The following is a 13,971-nucleotide window of genomic DNA, read 5'->3' on the forward strand; positions in this document are numbered from 1 at the left end:
TGCGGCGCCGGGTCCACGTCGTTACGCGGAAGGGGCAGGCGGTTCCTCGGGTACCACCGGCTTGTTCGCACAGTCGAAGGCGTCCGCCACGACCTTGGCGGAGTGCAGCAGATGCGTGAGATGTACCCGGGCGTCGGTGTCACCCGTGAGCGTGTCCGTCATCAGTCCCTCGATCGGGACCTCGCTCTCCTGCTGCGCGGGTGTGCCGGCGACTTTGCACCGCACGTACACGCGGTAGCGAGTCGCTCCGTCGGCGTCCTCGCCATGGACCAGCCTGACGTCGGGGTTGACCTCGGTCACGGTCTGCGCCGGGCTGACGTCCGACGCCTTGTCGAAGGGCTCGTCGAAGGGGAAGTAGGAGGGCCCGTACCGCACTTCGAACAACCCGGCGCCGCCGGTCGCCCGGCAGAGGTCCGCCCGGAGGAACGTCCGGGCTCCGCTGTCGCCGGGGCCCCAGTTCCCCACCTGCCGGTGGAACAGCGAACGCGCCTTCTCCAGATCGTCGCCCGCCTCAGGGCGGGCCTTGCCGCCCGTGTGCTCCTTCAGCCACGCAGTGCCGGAGTCGCCCAGCAGCTCGGCGCAGGCGGAAGCGCCGGCGGTGGCCGGGGGCGGCTCCTGCGTGTCGCCGTCCTCGCCGGCGGTGCAGGCAGCCGCACCGAGCAGGACGACGGCCACCGCGGCCGCGGTGAACTGCCGTCGCACCATCACCACCCCCGCGCCGCTTCTGTGCCGCCGAGCCGGCCGCCGTCGTTGTACCGGCCCTCCGCACGCTCGGCCAGTCTCCGGATGTCGTCGTCACTCATTCCCTGCGCCTCGGCGTAGTTCAGGAGCGGCGTCATGGCGTTCCTGCTTCCGTCGTACTTCGCCTTGTCGATGCCCGCGACCGAGTCGTCGAAGTTGTCGAACTCGTGGTCCTTCAGCCACTGCATGGTGTCCGTGGAGACCTGCGTGTTGATGGCCCCGCCGACCGTCTCGATGGCCAGCGGCACGGCGACCATCGCCAGCGGGCCGGTGGGGACGATCAGCGCGGTGGCCGCACCGACGCCCACGCCGACCGCGGCCTCTGCCGCGAACTTGCGCCACTCGCCCTGCTTCTCCAGCTCGAGATTGCGCTGGTCCTTGTCATCGGCGAACTCCTTGCCGATCGCTTCGGCCCGGGCCTGGTCCAGCAGACCGTGCATCCTCGCGCTGTTCACACCGGCGTCCAGCGCGTCCGACTGGTTGCCCTGGGCGGCCATCGAACTCGTCCCGTACACCTGCTGGGCGGTGGCGACCGTCTCGTACGAGCCCTCGTCGGAGGCCAGCGCCCGCAGGAAGTTCATGCTGCCCGTCTCACCGAAGTCGCGCAGGCGCTGCTCCTCGGAGTTGTACAGACCGTCCCTGCCCGAGGCTGCTCCGGTGCCGCCCCAGTCGGCCATGGAGTAGTTGAGGCTGTCGATGTGGCCGGCCGCCATGTTGGCCAGGCTGTCGCGGATGCCGTCCTGCTTGTCGATCACGTCGGCCGACTTGTAGTGGTCCACGACCCGGTCCATGAGGAGGGTGCGCTCCTCGCGGGCGGCGATGGCGTCCGCGCTGTCGAGGGGCGGGATCGACGGGGTCTTGTCGTCGTACGCGTACCCGAGCGTCCCCGCTTCCAGGGCGTGGCCGAGGTTCTTGAAGCCGGTCGTCTTGCCGTCCTCGTCGGTCGGCCACTCGCGCGCGCCCTCGCCACCCTTCTCGACGAGGTAGTCCCAGTTGCTCATCGCGTCATCACCCTTGCCGGACGATCCGTCGAAGAACTCGAGGGAGGCCTCGGGGTTGTGGCCGAGTGCTTCCATCAGGTCGGCGACCGGGTCGCTATCCGGCTTGGTGGCGCCGGGCGGGTAGGAGAGCTGCGCCGGGTCCCAGTGGCTGTTCCAGAGCTGGCCCGGGCCGCCCAGTACGGGGTCGTCCGACTTGCGCTCGAACTCGAGCAGCCGGGTGCCGTACTTGTTGAGGAAGTCGGTGTCCCACTTTCCTTCGGTCATCAGGGGGCCGAGGACCTTGAAGCCGTACGGGGCGCTGGGGATGCCGCTGCTGGACTTGATGTGGTCGTCGCCCAGTTCGATCATCCGGTCCTTCCACTGCTGCATCTCAGGGGAATCGGACCGGCTGGCGTTGGCGAGAGTGATGCCGAGATTGTCCTGGACCTTGGCGAGGATCTTCGCGCGGTCGCTGCCCGGTTCGGGCGTGCGTCCCTGCCCCGGGTCGGCGATGCTGCGCCAGAACTCGAGGGTGCCGTCGGGGCCCAGCTTGGTCGCGAACCGCTCGGCGAAGGCCGGATTGTCGCGGTGGTACTTCGCGATCTCGTTGAACCGCTTCAGCTCCGTGTCCGTCAACTGGTCGCCCTTGCCGGCGAGCTTGACCATCGCGTCGGCGTCCTCGATACCCTGCTGGCGGTCGGCGTCCTTGAGCCCGCTGTAGCCCTTCTCGTCGAAGTCGTACTTGCTCTGGGCGTGCTTGCGCAGCGCCCGCGCGGCGATCCGGTCGGTCTCGTTGGCCTCCTCCAGGATCTTCGCGATCTCGGCCGCCGCGCTGTCGACCAGTTCCTGGCTCGGCTGCTCCTTGGGGCCGCCCTCGACCTCACGAGGCGGGCCGGAGTACATCGCGGTGCCCTTGCCGTCGATGTAGATCCACTTCTTGGCCCACTTGTCGATGGCGGCCTTCAGGTCGTCCTGGTTCTTCTTCAGGTTCGTCGCGGCTTCCTGAAGGATCTTGTGGATGCTGCGGGCCTCGACGACCATGTCGTCGAACTGGCGGGCCGTCGTGGTCGTGAACTCCTTGGTGACGGTGGCGTTGTCGCCCTTCCAGTCCGCGGCGTTGGCCTTGCGCTCGAAGTCGGCCGCGTTGATGCCGCCGTCGCCCCCGTCGGCGAGAAGGACGAGCTTGTCCAGCATCTGCTTCCACTGCGTGACAGCCGTGTTCAGCTTGCCGAAATTCAGGTCCTGCAGTTCCTGGCACGTCACCATGTCGTGTTCCCGATTCCCCGTTGCCCTCGTGGTGTGCTGCGGTCTACTTGAACTGCTCGTAGATGCGCGACACGGTCATCGTCCTGCCGCCGGCGTCCTGCATCCCCAGCACGATCTTCTTCTCCTCGGCCCCGTGCGTGGAGCGCGAGTGGTCGAGGTGGTTGGAGATGTGGCCGCAGGCTTCCCTGAGGGTGCGGAGCTTGGTGTTCCAGGCATCATGCACCTCGAGCAGACCGGCACCCATGTCCAGGCCGCTGTTGAAGAGGTCGTTGGACGCCTCGAAGGTCGCCACGCGGGCGTGATCGCCGTCGGTCGCCAGCTGCCCGTGCAGCGAGCGGGCCATGTCGCCCAGTTTGCCGAGCACATCGTCGTAAACGGTCAGGTCTGCACCCGAACCGGAGCCGGACGCGGCCAGCTGATTGAGCCGTGTGTGCGTCGAACCTGACGCAGGGGAAGCTGCCTTGGCCTGCTCCCACTCGTCCCATGCCATGGTTGGGCCCCCGCCGTGTCGCTCGATGATCTGTTGTGTCGTTGCATGACAGTGCTTGGCCCACCGTAGTCAATTGCCGAGTGCAAAGGGCCAGTGGGTGGCGCCGCCGGAGAGACATTCACGAAGATCCCACAATCGGACCGGCGCGCGGTCCGACCGGCTGCCCGGAGTTCCACGGTAGGTCCCGCCATTGACGACGAGCACGGACGCAGCACGCCTGCCCGGGTGGCCTGCTGGCGGGGCAGCGGGATGCCTGCCCGCCGGGCCTGGAATTCGGCGCGGACGAGTTCCAGCAGGCGGCCCGTCCAGTTGCGGCCCCGGCCGCCGTCATCGCCCCACAAGCCGGAGTCGCTGTCGTCGTGGACGACGGTCGCGTCGCCGGTGGCGAGGAGGATCCCGGCCAGGTCGGGGTGCTGGGTGTACTTGGCCCGCGGGGGGGACGTCATGACGGCCGTGCGGGCGTGCTCCCAGCCCTTGCGGCGGGGGCGCCGGCCGCGAGTTGCTGGGCGGCGTACGGGTCGGCGGCCGACATGACGGCGGCCCGCACCTCCTCGTCGGCGACCGACAGGGCCCAGTAGGCGTGGGCGACGGACGGACAGGTGACACCGTCGACGTCGATGGGCGCCGGGTAGTCGTTGCGCAGTGCCGTCCTGTCGGGAGTGGCCGTCCGCTGCTTCGTATACGACTGGTAGAGGTGGATCGCCGGCGTGTACGCGGTGGCGGGCCGTCCGCCGGTACCCGGGAGGGGCGTTCGCGCCGCTGGGCCCGCTCCTCGAAGTACGCGAGGTCTGACTGACGATCCCGTCATGACGGCTGCGCGTGTCCTCTTCGGTGACCGGCCGCGTGATCGGAAGCAGGACCAGCGGGTGTTGAAATTTTGTCAACACGCCTATGGGCAGCACGGTTAACCTCCGGTAACTTACCCCCGAGTAAGTTTGCGTGTCCCACTTCACATTCCCAGGGGAGCCATGAACCGGAGAGCCGCCGGCCTGTTGGCCACCGCCGTTGTCGCTGCACTCACCGTCGGCCCCGCGCCGGCCGCGACCGCCGCGCCCACCGCAGCCGCCGCGTACGCACAGACGAACACCGCGTCGTCCGACCCGTTCTACCGCTATGACGGCAGCAAACCACTGTCCTCTTACAAGCCGGGTGACGTACTGAAGAAGCGCACGCTGGACTACCACGTCGTCGGAATCCGCACGCCGGTGAAGGCGATCCAGCTGCTCTACCGCTCGACCGACGCCCAGGGCCGGCCCTCGGCCAACGTGACCACGGTGGTCCGCAGCCATGTCGGCGACGGCAGCAAGGCCGTGTCGTACCAGTCGTTCTACGACTCCCTCGATCCCGAGCACGGCCCCTCCCGGGCCATCGCCGGTGATGTCTCCCTCGGCGGAATGATCGCCAACGTCGAGGCCGTCGTCATGGCGCCGATGCTGCTCAAGGGGTACGACCTCGTCATCCCGGACACCGAGGGCCAGACCGCCGAGTTCGCCGCCGGTCCGGCGTACGGGACGAACACGCTGGACTCGATCCGGGCGAGCATCCGCGCCGAGGGGTCCCGGCTGCACGGCGGAACCGAGTTCGGCCTGTTCGGCTACTCGGGCGGGTCCATCGCCACCAACTGGGCGGTGGCGCTGGCCCCGGCCTACGCGCCCGAGGTCAACGAGCAGCTGGTCGGCTTCGCCGAGGGAGGGGTGCTCGTCGCCCCGGCGCACAACTTGAAGTACGTCGACGCCTCCCTCGCGTGGAACGGCGTGATCCCGATGGCGGTCATCGGCGTCGCCCGCGCGTACGGCATCGAGCTCGAGCCCTACCTGAGCGAGAAGGGGCGTGAGGTCTTCGGTGAGCTCGAGCACGCGTCGATCATCGACGCGCTGGGCCGCTACCCGGGGATGACGTGGAAAGAGCTGGTTAAGCCGGGGTACGAGAACCCGAACGCCATTCCCGCCTTCACCGAGGCGGTCAACAAGGTCAACCTCGGCCAGGCCCCCACCCCGACCGTCCCCGGGTTCATCGGGCAAGGCAACGCGGGCTGGCCGGAGGGGACGTTCGGCAACCGGCCGGGCATCGGCACGGGCGACGGCGTCATGGTCACCGGCGACGTGCGGGCATTGGCCCGCCAGTACTGCGCCACGGGCAACGAGGCGATCACCTACGAGCAGTACAACCTGCTCAGCCACGTCGGCGCCATGCCGTACTGGACGCCGCGCGCGATGGCCTGGCTGGACAACCGCTTCGAAGGTGAGGCAGCCCCGAGCAGTTGCGGCCGCATTCCGGCCGGCAACTCGCTGGAGCCGGAGCGGCCGGCCGTCGCCGACTGACCGGCCGGCCACCGGCGACAGTGCGGCCCCGCCGAGCGCGGGGTCGCACTGCCGTGCCCGCCGCACAGTGGCGCTCTACCGCCTTCACCGACTCCGTCGGCGAATCAGCCGCGCCACCGGGGAGCCTCGTCGTCCGGGACGGCCGGGCTCGCGAAGTGGAAGGGGAGCGAGAGGCGGGCGGCCAGGGCTCTGCCGGCTCTGTCGGCGGCGGCTGCCGACGGGTCGAGCGGGCCACAGCTCCGGTCGCCGAGGTACCGCTCGGCCGTGGACCGGTAGACGGTGGCCAGCGGATGGTCGGCGTCGGGATCCGTCGTGACGGCCAGCAGCTCGACGAACCAGTCGTGGACGGTGTCACCGTCCCAGACCGCCTCGATGGCCACGACGCGGCCGGGGGCGCCGGCCGCACGGGCTGCCAGGGATTCCAGGTCGAGCGGGTCGTCGGGAGTGCGCGCGATGGCGCCGCCGTGGTGGATGTAGCGCGCGTTGACGACGAGCTGGGCCTCGGCGAGGCCGAGGCCACGGGCGCGGCCGGCCTCGAAGGCGACGCGGACAGCCCGAAGGAAGGCGTCCTGGAGCACGTATCCGTCGACCTGGTCGCGAACGCCCGCCGGAAGCACCTCCCACCAGGAGGCGGGTGTGCCGGTCACTCCGGGGCGCCGGAGACGAGGCGGACGAAGTCCGTCCGGGCGGTGGGCGCGAGGGCGAGCCGGGGCCGGTCTGCGACCTCGGAGTCACGGACGTGGCCGGTGGTGGGGCAGGCGGCGACCTCGACGCAGTAGTCGCCGGAGCCGCTGCTGTGGCTCGACTTGTGCCGGGCCAGTCCGCTGGTGGCGCTCATGCCGCTCCTTGCATCTGCCGCAGCAGGCCCAGGGAGTCGGGAAGGGTGAGAGCCTGCGATCGCATCCTGGCATACGCATCTGGAGCACGCTGACCACTTTCCGGTCGGTGACGAGCTGCGGGCTTACCGCCCCTTGCCGTAGGCCCGCCACCGGTTGTCCGGGGTCTCCGCGGTGCCGCGGCTCCGTGAGGAGGGGCCGCCCGGGAAAATCGGCTGCGTCGAGGTGCCGGGGCCGCTCACACTGGGCGGGCCCGATCTTCCGTGGCCCGGGCCTTCGGGTCCCGGCTCTGCCGGGCCTCGGCTCTCCTCGACCCCGGATCTCTCGAACCGCCGATCTGGCGAGACCCGAAGTTCTACCCGAAGCTCCCCAACCCGAAGGAATATCTCCGCGTGCAGGCCGCCGTCACCGTCACTCCCGCCCAGATTCCCGAGCTGCTGCTCGGACTCGCCACCGTGCGGCCCGTGTTCCTCTGGGGAGCGCCCGGGATCGGCAAGTCGTCGCTGGTGCGGCGGTTCGCCGACTCGCTGGGACTGGAGTGCGTGAGCCTGCTCGGGACGCAGCTCGCCCCGGAGGACCTGATCGGGGTGCCGCAGATCCGCGACGGGCGGTCGGTGTTCTGCCCGCCGGAGGCCATCGCACGGGACGAGCCGTACTGCCTGTTCCTCGACGAGCTCAACGCCGCGGGCCCTGATGTGCAGAAGGCGTTCTACTCGCTGATCCTGGACCGTCGGATCGGGTCGTACAAGCTGCCCGCCGGGTCCATCGTCATCGGGGCGGGCAACAGGGCCACGGACAACGCGCTGGCGAGGCCGATCGCGTCCGCGCTGGTGAACCGGCTCACGCACGTTCACCTCCGGGCGTCGGCGGAGGACTGGCTGGTGTGGGCCGGCGAACACGGCATCCACCCGTGGGTGACGGACTACCTCACCGACCGGCCCGACCACCTTTGGTCGCAACCGCCGAAGACGGAGGAGCCGTTCTCCACGCCCCGCTCGTGGCACATGCTGTCCGACGCGCTGCACTCCTTCGGACCGGGCATCGACGAGAACACTCTCAAGGTGGTCGTCCACGGCACCCTCACGCCCGCGCACGCCGTCTCCTTCTGCGGCTACGCGAAGATCGTGCGCCACACCTTCGGCATCGAGGCGATCCTCAAGGGCGACGCCTCATGGCCCGCGCGGCTCGAGGACAGGGACCTGCTCTACTACCTGGCGGAGGCGTTCCGGGGGCGACTGGTGAAGGAGCTCCCCCGGCAGAAGGAGCATGTGTCGCCCTCGCTGCGGCAGACCGCCTACCGCGCCAAGTCGCTGCTGGTGCAGCTCGCGGAGATCTCCGTCGAGGTCGCCCAGACCGTCATTGCCGACGACGCCGACGGGCAGCCGGTGCTGCCCGCCTGGTTCCTCGTCGAAGCCGCACGCGACATGCCCCGGCTGGTCGAGGCCCGGCGATGAAGACGGCCGCCCGGAAGGGCGACAAGCCCGATCCCGCCGCCGAGTTCTTCGCGGCGGGCCTCGCCATGGTCAAGCGCAATCCGGCCTTCGCCGCCGTCACGGCCGACTTCTGCCGGCAGGGCAAGTGCGCCGCCACCCCGGCCGGCGGACTGGCGGCCGTCGACTCGAACGGCGTCGTGCACGTCCACCCCACCAAGCGGGCGCGCCCCGAGGAGTGGGCCTGGACACTCGCGCACTGCCTGCTGCACCTCGGCTTCGGCCATGTGCCGGCGGCCAAGGACAGGATGCGCGAGCAGCCCGACAAGTACGACCTGGCGGCCCGCTGCACGGTCGTCAACCGCTTCCTGCTCACCTTCCCGGTGGGCAGCCCTCCCGGCGGCGCCCCCGAGACGTACCCGGGCGGCGACGAGGAACTGCTCGCGGCGCGGTGGCGCCGCGACGGCATACCCGCCGCCTACCGGCACTGCGGCACCGCGGGCGAGCACCCCGACCAGGTCCTCACCACCTGGCGGGCATGGGACAACACCGCCGTGCCCGACTGGGAGACCGCCTTCGCACACGCGCTCACCCGCAGCGTCTCCGCCGCCATGGACGTGGCGGGCGGCCGGCGCGACCGGGTCACCGGTGAGCGCCTGCCGCAGCGGCCCTGGGACCGCGCGCTGAACTGGTTCGTCTCCTCCTATCCGCTGCTCGGCGGGATCGCGGCCGGCCTCACCGTCGTCGCGGACGCCGAACTCGCCCGTACCCAGGACATCTCCGTCGCGGCCGTGAGCTCCGCCGCGGGCGAGATCTACATCAATCCGCTGCGGACCTTCACCGACGAGCAGTGGCGGTTCATCCTCGCCCACGAGATGCTGCACGCCGCCCTGCGGCACGGTGAACGCCGGGGTATGCGCGACCCGTTGCTCTTCAACGTCGCCGCCGACTTCGTCGTCAACGGCTGGCTGGTGGAGATGCGCGTCGGCGAGATGCCCGAGGGGCTGCTGTACGACCCGGAGCTGAAGGACCTGTCGGTGGAGGAGGTGTACGACCGCATCGCCACCGACCTGCGCCGCCGCCGCAGGCTCGCGACCCTGCGGGGCAAGGGCGTGGGCGACATCCTCGGCGACCCGTTGCCGCACGCGGCCTCCCGCCCCTACGCCGACCTGGACGACTTCTACCGGCGCGGTCTCGTCCAGGGTTTCGACCTGCACCAATACGGGGAGCGCGGTCTGCTGCCCGCCGGGCTGGTCCAGGAGATCCGCGCGCTGGCCCATCCGCCCGTGCCGTGGGACGCGCGGCTCGCCCGCTGGTTCGACGAGTACGTGCCCCGGCCCGAGCCGGTGCGTTCCTACGCCCGCCCGGCACGGCGGCAGGCCTCCACCCCGGACATCCCACGCGCCGGGCGGTACTTCCCGCAGGAAGAGGTCCCCCGCTGCACCTTCGGTGTCGTCCTCGACACCTCCGGCTCGATGAACAGCGCGCTGCTCGGCAAGGCCCTCGGCGCCATCGCCTCGTACGCGGAGGCCCGCGACGTGCCGGCCGCGCGCGTCGTCTTCTGCGACGCGGCGGCGTACGACGCCGGATACGTGCCGCCGGTGGAGATCGCCGGACGGGTACGGGTGCGGGGACGCGGCGGGACGGTGCTCCAGCCGGGCATCGACCTGCTCCACCGGGCCGGCGACTTCCCGGCGAACGCACCGGTGCTGGTCATCACCGACGGCTGGTGCGACACCCTGCGTATCCGCCGCGAGCACGCGTTCCTGATCCCGCAGGGGGCCTCGTTGCCGTTCACGCCCAGGGGGCCGGTCTTCCGCCTGACGTGAGGATTTCCGATGGCGGGATGCCCTGCGCCGGGGCGAGGGAGAACCGAGGGGGCCGGCGCGCGGATGCGTGGGTGGGGACGCGTGGGCGGGAGCAGGCTCGGGCGGCCGGTGCGCGCTCACCCGTCCCGGCGGGAGGGGATGTCAGAGGACGCCGCCCGCCTCGTCGTGGAACACCTCCGGCCAGTAGCGGTAGTCGTCGGCGTCCTTCGCCGGCAGGCAGGCCACCGGGTCGACCGATGCGAGGACCTCGGCCATGGCGTCGGCGAGCTGGTGGTAGAAGTCCTGGGTGAAGTCGTGCTCCTCGTCGAGCCGTTGCTCCCGGTTGTACATCCACATCGTGAACGCCAGCGTCGATATGTCGGCGTTCACCGGAGTCGTCGTGTCGGCGCCGTACTCGTGGTACGAGAGCAGGCCGGTGCGGCCGTCGATCAGGACCTCGAAGTCGTGGACGAGACTGCCCAGGGTGATCAGTCTGTCCGCGTCGGCCGGCAGGCGGGAGCGTGCGGGCGACGTGCGTTCCGTACCGGTCCGGGCTTCTGCCGTCTCCGCCTCCATCTCGGCCAGTATGCGCAGCAGGTCCTCTTCGCCCCACAGGCCGAACATGAGCTTCACCTTCGGGAGCCCCACCTCGGTGAGGAACCGGCGCGTCGGCTCGTGGGTCAGGGCATCGGGCAGGTCGGCAGCATCGACACGGACCATCTCCTCCGCCCCGAACTCCTCGTCCAGCAGTCCGTCCGGCAGGTCCAGCAGCAGGCCCTGTCCGGGCCCGGCGACCAGAGCCAACGGCCGTATCGTCGAGGCGATGCGCCACACCGCCGGGATCTCGTGGTCCCAGCCCGATCGCGGTCCCGCGCTGCCCCAGTCGCCGTCGTCCCAGTCCTCCTCGGCGAAAACGGGCGTCAGCAACCGCTCGGCCTCCGCCACCACTTCGGGCCCGGTTCGGCCGGCGAGAACGGCGAACCGGCCTCGCAACGCCCGGAAATCGTCCACGTGCGCGAGGAAACGTGCCAGTGCGTCGACCGACGGCGCGAGCGGGATCACTTCGATCAGACGGGGGGAGTCCTCGAAGAGATACATGGTGAAGACCCGCCCGGTGGCGCCGTCGAGGACGATCTCCTGGGCGTCGTCGTTCTCGCACCGGAGGTGACCGATCAGCACAAGGCCCGCGACATAGGGGTCGAGCTCCGCCCGGTCCGCCCCTTCGGCCAGCAGATCCGGCACGGGCACCGCCCCGGCCGCGGCCAGCGGGGTGAAGCGCATCAGCCCGTGGTCCGCGGGCAGACCGGGGCCGGTCAGCCGGAGTCGGGTCGCCTCGTGCGTGACGGACGGATGGAGCGCGTGCGCGGGCACGCTGACGCTGGTGGTCGCGGACATGGTTCCCCCGTGGTGCTGTGCCGTGATCTCCCTACGACCACCACGATAGGAGGCACCACTGACAGCGATCTCCGGCAGCGGGCTCAGTTCCGGGCGGTGAACGCGACGAAGCCCGTCCAGGAGCCGGGGGAGAGTGCTAGCTGGGGGCCGTGGGTCACTTTGGAGTCCCGGACGTGGACGGTGGTGGTGCAGGCGGCGACCTCGACGCAGGAGTCGCCGTCGCCGCCGCTGTAGCTGGACTTGTGCCAGGACAGGGCGACTTCGACGCAGGAGTCGCCCTGGGTGCCGCTGTAACTGCCGGTTCCGCCGCGGACCCGTTCGATCCGCCCGCCGTCTCCGTCATGTGCGGCCACCTCCGGCGTACGCGTGCCGTGCCCGTTCAACTCTGCAACGCCGCCTTCGTCACGGTCCGTTACCCGTACCGTCCACCTTCCCTACCCGTACGCCGACTCGGCGTACGGGCGTGTGATCTGGGGAAACGCCGCCCGTGGACGTGAAGTTGGCTGTATGCAGCCACCCATCACGCCTCAACAGGTCGGCGCCGTACGTGTGTTCACCCAGCGCTTCAGCTCCACGCCGCTCGGCGCGCGGCTCGCCCGGCACCTCGCCCTGCACCAGCTCCAGGCCTGGGGCGTCCCGCACGGCTCGGAGGCGTCCGACGTGGCCGCGCTCGTCGTCGCGGAACTGGCGGCGAACGCCGTGACGCACGGCCGTGTGCCGGGCCGGGACTTCGAGTCGATGCTCACCCGCACCCCCGGCGCCCTGCGGATCGAGGTGTCCGACACGCGCGGCGAACGCCGGCCGCCGCGTCACGTCACCTCGCCGCCGGACCTGGCCGACTCCGGGCGAGGACTGGTGCTCGTCGCGGCGCACGCGGACCGGTGGCAGGTGCTGGACCGCGTACCGGTGGGGAAGACCGTGAGGGTGGAGCTCGACCTGCCGGTGGCGGCGACGGCCCCGTGACCCGCGCCGATGCCGGCCGGTCAGTCGGGCGGCCGTGCGGAGTCGCCGGGCGGCAGCAGCGTTCCGAGCGGGCCGAGATCGAGGTTGAGGTCGTCCATGGTCAGCCCGTACTGGGCGCACAGGCCGGTCATGCGGTCGTGCAGCAGGAGCAGCGTCGACCCCAGCCGCTCTTCCTCCTCCTCCGTGAGATCGCCCTGGTCGACCCGGTGCAGTGCCTGCCGCTCCATGAGCTGACGCAGCAGCTCGACGAGGGTGAGCACGAGCTTCATCAGGTCGCGTTCGACGGTGTCCGGGTCGGTACGGATCCTCCGGGCCGGCGCGGGCGGCCGGCTCGCGGTCACCGGAACGTCCTGTGGAGCCGCCGGAAGCAGCCGGAAGGCGCGGGAAGCCGCGTCCGCGACCTCGTCCCGCCGCTGCCGGGCAGGCGGAGGAGGGTCGCCGTGGCGCTCGGCCTGCTCGGCCCGCTCGATGCCGTCAGGGAGGTCGGCCCGGTCGGGGGCGTCATCGGACATCCGGAAGGCCGCCCTCTGGTGCAGGCCCCGCCCACAGCGGCCGGGTCTCAGCGTCGACGGACACGATCAGCGCGCGCAGCGAGACGCGCACGAGGTCGATGTCGGCGACGGAGAGCAGCACGTCACCGGTGATCACCACCCCGCCGCTGAGCAGGCGGTCCAGCAGATCGATCAGGGCGACCTGCCGCTGCGGGAGCGGATCGTCGTAACGGGGGGTCACGGGCCCGGTCACGACGGTCAGCCCCCGGCGCTCGACGTGTCCGACGTGCTCGACGCGCCGGACGCATCGGATGCCTCGGACGTGCCGGACTTGCCGTCGGGCGGCGTGGTGAAGGAGTAGGGCACCCACGGGCCGGTGATCTCGACCCGTACGCCCGGCAGGTCCTCCGCCGCCCGCGCCACCTCCGTGCGGAACGCGTGCGAACGGTCCTCCCTCAGCAGATAGGCGTCGTTCACGACGTTCTCGCCGCCGGAGCCGGCCAGTTCGCCCTGCTGGACGCGGTGGCGTGCCCGGTCGGTGGCGTACGCGTGGCCCGCCGCCTCGATCCGTTCCGCCGCCGTCCGTGCCGCCTCGTGCGCCCGTTCGCGGCTGCTCCGCTGCGCCCTGCGGGTGCGGAGGTACGAGCGCCCCGGGCCGAGACCGTCGGCGGTCCCCGGGGCCGGGGCGGCGGCAGCGGCGTCCGCGCCGGGGGGCTCCGAGGGTGTGTCCACGTAGATCTTGACGCCCCATTCGACATGCCCTTCGAGCCGGGCCAGCAGTTGGACGAATTCGGCGCGGCCGGCGTCGAGTGCCTCCCGGGCGCGGTCGTCGTCGAGGTAGACCGTCGCGAGCCGCAGCGGCAGCACCGTCGTCGCCCCGGCGAGCGTCTCGATCACCGCGTGATGGGCGCGCGCGACGGCCTCCAACCACTCGAGGTCCTCCAGGTGACGCCGCAGGGCGTCCTCGTCGAAGTCCCGCGCGCTCACCGAACTCGCTGCGAACGCCACCTCTCCGTGCCCGGTTCGGCCCTGGCCGGAGCCGGGGGCGGAGCGGCCGCTGTCCGTTTCCGCGACGACACGGACCGCGGCGCCTCCCACGCCCACCAGCTCCGCCGCGGACTCCCGCAGCGCGTCCGAGTCACGGGCGACGGCGTAGACGTAGGTGACGGCATCGCCGCCGTCCGCGAGGCCCTCGGCGGCGGTCGTCCCCTCAGGAGTCCTTTCCTCAGCGGTCATCGGCGCGGGTTCCT

16 protein-coding genes are annotated in these 13,971 nt (G+C 71.0%); 4 read left to right on the forward strand and 12 right to left on the reverse strand.

The annotated features are described in order from the left end of the window. Window positions 1-21: 21 nt before the first annotated feature. Genes MDN94_RS19305 through MDN94_RS19325 form a run of 5 tightly spaced genes read right to left on the reverse strand, consistent with a single transcriptional unit; the run spans window position 22 to window position 4,285 of the window. A complete protein-coding gene (locus MDN94_RS19305) occupies window positions 22-705 on the reverse strand; it encodes a hypothetical protein (RefSeq protein WP_482727144.1) in 684 nt (227 codons plus the stop codon). Further along, window positions 705-2,987, reverse strand: a complete 2,283-nt coding sequence (locus MDN94_RS19310) for a hypothetical protein (RefSeq protein ID WP_482727145.1) — start codon at window positions 2,985-2,987, stop codon at window positions 705-707. The genes MDN94_RS19305 and MDN94_RS19310 overlap by 1 nt, the downstream gene beginning before the upstream one ends. A 43-nt stretch (window positions 2,988-3,030) precedes the next feature. Continuing rightward, window positions 3,031-3,477, reverse strand: a complete 447-nt coding sequence (locus tag MDN94_RS19315) for a hypothetical protein (protein WP_482727146.1) — start codon at window positions 3,475-3,477, stop codon at window positions 3,031-3,033. Next, window positions 3,366-3,923: an NADAR family protein gene (locus MDN94_RS19320; RefSeq protein ID WP_482727147.1), complete on the reverse strand. Its 558-nt coding sequence runs from the start codon at window positions 3,921-3,923 to the stop codon at window positions 3,366-3,368. The genes MDN94_RS19315 and MDN94_RS19320 overlap by 112 nt, the downstream gene beginning before the upstream one ends. Next, window positions 3,920-4,285: a hypothetical protein gene (locus MDN94_RS19325; protein WP_482727148.1), complete on the reverse strand. Its 366-nt coding sequence runs from the start codon at window positions 4,283-4,285 to the stop codon at window positions 3,920-3,922. The genes MDN94_RS19320 and MDN94_RS19325 overlap by 4 nt, the downstream gene beginning before the upstream one ends. Before the next feature lie 160 nt (window positions 4,286-4,445). On the opposite strand from MDN94_RS19325, the gene MDN94_RS19330 reads away from it, so the two are divergent. Next, on the forward strand, window positions 4,446-5,798 hold the full coding sequence (locus MDN94_RS19330) for a lipase family protein (protein ID WP_482727149.1): 1,353 nt from the start codon (window positions 4,446-4,448) through the stop codon (window positions 5,796-5,798). A gap of 104 nt (window positions 5,799-5,902) precedes the next feature. Here MDN94_RS19330 and MDN94_RS19335 read toward each other — a convergent pair whose 3' ends face one another. Then, window positions 5,903-6,445, reverse strand: coding sequence for a hypothetical protein (locus MDN94_RS19335; RefSeq protein ID WP_482727150.1), 543 nt, complete (start codon window positions 6,443-6,445; stop codon window positions 5,903-5,905). Further along, window positions 6,442-6,636: a DUF397 domain-containing protein gene (locus MDN94_RS19340; protein ID WP_482727151.1), complete on the reverse strand. Its 195-nt coding sequence runs from the start codon at window positions 6,634-6,636 to the stop codon at window positions 6,442-6,444. The genes MDN94_RS19335 and MDN94_RS19340 overlap by 4 nt, the downstream gene beginning before the upstream one ends. Before the next feature lie 390 nt (window positions 6,637-7,026). Here MDN94_RS19340 and MDN94_RS19345 point away from each other — a divergent pair, with 390 nt between their 5' ends. Beyond that, window positions 7,027-8,088 (forward strand): ATP-binding protein, encoded by a 1,062-nt coding sequence (locus MDN94_RS19345; protein WP_482727152.1) that lies wholly within the window; start codon window positions 7,027-7,029, stop codon window positions 8,086-8,088. Then, window positions 8,085-9,893, forward strand: a complete 1,809-nt coding sequence (locus MDN94_RS19350) for a vWA domain-containing protein (protein WP_482727153.1) — start codon at window positions 8,085-8,087, stop codon at window positions 9,891-9,893. The genes MDN94_RS19345 and MDN94_RS19350 overlap by 4 nt, the downstream gene beginning before the upstream one ends. A 141-nt stretch (window positions 9,894-10,034) precedes the next feature. Here the strand turns inward: MDN94_RS19350 and MDN94_RS19355 are convergent, their stop codons facing one another. Together MDN94_RS19355 and MDN94_RS19360 are read right to left on the reverse strand one after the other, a co-directional pair. Further along, the gene (locus tag MDN94_RS19355) at window positions 10,035-11,267 is read right to left on the reverse strand and encodes an SUKH-4 family immunity protein (RefSeq protein WP_482727154.1); all 1,233 of its coding nucleotides are present in this window, start codon (window positions 11,265-11,267) and stop codon (window positions 10,035-10,037) included. 83 nt (window positions 11,268-11,350) lie between these two features. Then, the gene (locus tag MDN94_RS19360; RefSeq protein WP_482728179.1) at window positions 11,351-11,590 is read right to left on the reverse strand and encodes a DUF397 domain-containing protein; all 240 of its coding nucleotides are present in this window, start codon (window positions 11,588-11,590) and stop codon (window positions 11,351-11,353) included. Window positions 11,591-11,774: 184 nt separating this feature from the next. Here MDN94_RS19360 and MDN94_RS19365 point away from each other — a divergent pair, with 184 nt between their 5' ends. Next, window positions 11,775-12,230 carry an ATP-binding protein gene (locus tag MDN94_RS19365; protein WP_482727155.1) on the forward strand — a complete coding sequence of 152 codons (456 nt, stop codon included), beginning with the start codon at window positions 11,775-11,777 and terminating at the stop codon, window positions 12,228-12,230. A gap of 20 nt (window positions 12,231-12,250) precedes the next feature. Here MDN94_RS19365 and MDN94_RS19370 read toward each other — a convergent pair whose 3' ends face one another. The 3 genes from MDN94_RS19370 to MDN94_RS19380 are packed head-to-tail and all read right to left on the reverse strand — an operon-like array spanning window position 12,251 to window position 13,957. After that, window positions 12,251-12,742 carry a gas vesicle protein K gene (locus tag MDN94_RS19370; protein ID WP_482727156.1) on the reverse strand — a complete coding sequence of 164 codons (492 nt, stop codon included), beginning with the start codon at window positions 12,740-12,742 and terminating at the stop codon, window positions 12,251-12,253. Continuing rightward, entirely contained in the window at window positions 12,732-12,974 is a 243-nt protein-coding gene (locus tag MDN94_RS19375; RefSeq protein ID WP_482727157.1) for a gas vesicle protein, read from the reverse strand. The genes MDN94_RS19370 and MDN94_RS19375 overlap by 11 nt, the downstream gene beginning before the upstream one ends. A gap of 5 nt (window positions 12,975-12,979) precedes the next feature. Further along, window positions 12,980-13,957: a GvpL/GvpF family gas vesicle protein gene (locus tag MDN94_RS19380; RefSeq protein WP_482727158.1), complete on the reverse strand. Its 978-nt coding sequence runs from the start codon at window positions 13,955-13,957 to the stop codon at window positions 12,980-12,982. Between the last annotated feature and the right edge of the window lie 14 nt (window positions 13,958-13,971).

The sequence above is a fragment of the Streptomyces sp. WAC00040 genome, assembly GCF_056835925.1.

Bases quoted from the DNA above. Each gene is read 5' to 3' on its own strand.
- MDN94_RS19305 (WP_482727144.1), bottom strand. From the start codon at position 705: ATGGTGCGACGGCAGTTCACCGCGGCCGCGGTGGCCGTCGTCCTGCTC.
- MDN94_RS19310 (WP_482727145.1), bottom strand. From the start codon at position 2,987: ATGGTGACGTGCCAGGAACTGCAGGACCTGAATTTCGGCAAGCTGAAC.
- MDN94_RS19315 (WP_482727146.1), bottom strand. From the start codon at position 3,477: ATGGCATGGGACGAGTGGGAGCAGGCCAAGGCAGCTTCCCCTGCGTCA.
- MDN94_RS19320 (WP_482727147.1), bottom strand. From the start codon at position 3,923: ATGACGTCCCCCCCGCGGGCCAAGTACACCCAGCACCCCGACCTGGCC.
- MDN94_RS19325 (WP_482727148.1), bottom strand. From the start codon at position 4,285: ATGACGGGATCGTCAGTCAGACCTCGCGTACTTCGAGGAGCGGGCCCA.
- MDN94_RS19330 (WP_482727149.1), top strand. From the start codon at position 4,446: ATGAACCGGAGAGCCGCCGGCCTGTTGGCCACCGCCGTTGTCGCTGCA.
- MDN94_RS19340 (WP_482727151.1), bottom strand. From the start codon at position 6,636: ATGAGCGCCACCAGCGGACTGGCCCGGCACAAGTCGAGCCACAGCAGC.
- MDN94_RS19350 (WP_482727153.1), top strand. From the start codon at position 8,085: ATGAAGACGGCCGCCCGGAAGGGCGACAAGCCCGATCCCGCCGCCGAG.
- MDN94_RS19355 (WP_482727154.1), bottom strand. From the start codon at position 11,267: ATGTCCGCGACCACCAGCGTCAGCGTGCCCGCGCACGCGCTCCATCCG.
- MDN94_RS19365 (WP_482727155.1), top strand. From the start codon at position 11,775: ATGCAGCCACCCATCACGCCTCAACAGGTCGGCGCCGTACGTGTGTTC.
- MDN94_RS19370 (WP_482727156.1), bottom strand. From the start codon at position 12,742: ATGTCCGATGACGCCCCCGACCGGGCCGACCTCCCTGACGGCATCGAG.
- MDN94_RS19380 (WP_482727158.1), bottom strand. From the start codon at position 13,957: ATGACCGCTGAGGAAAGGACTCCTGAGGGGACGACCGCCGCCGAGGGC.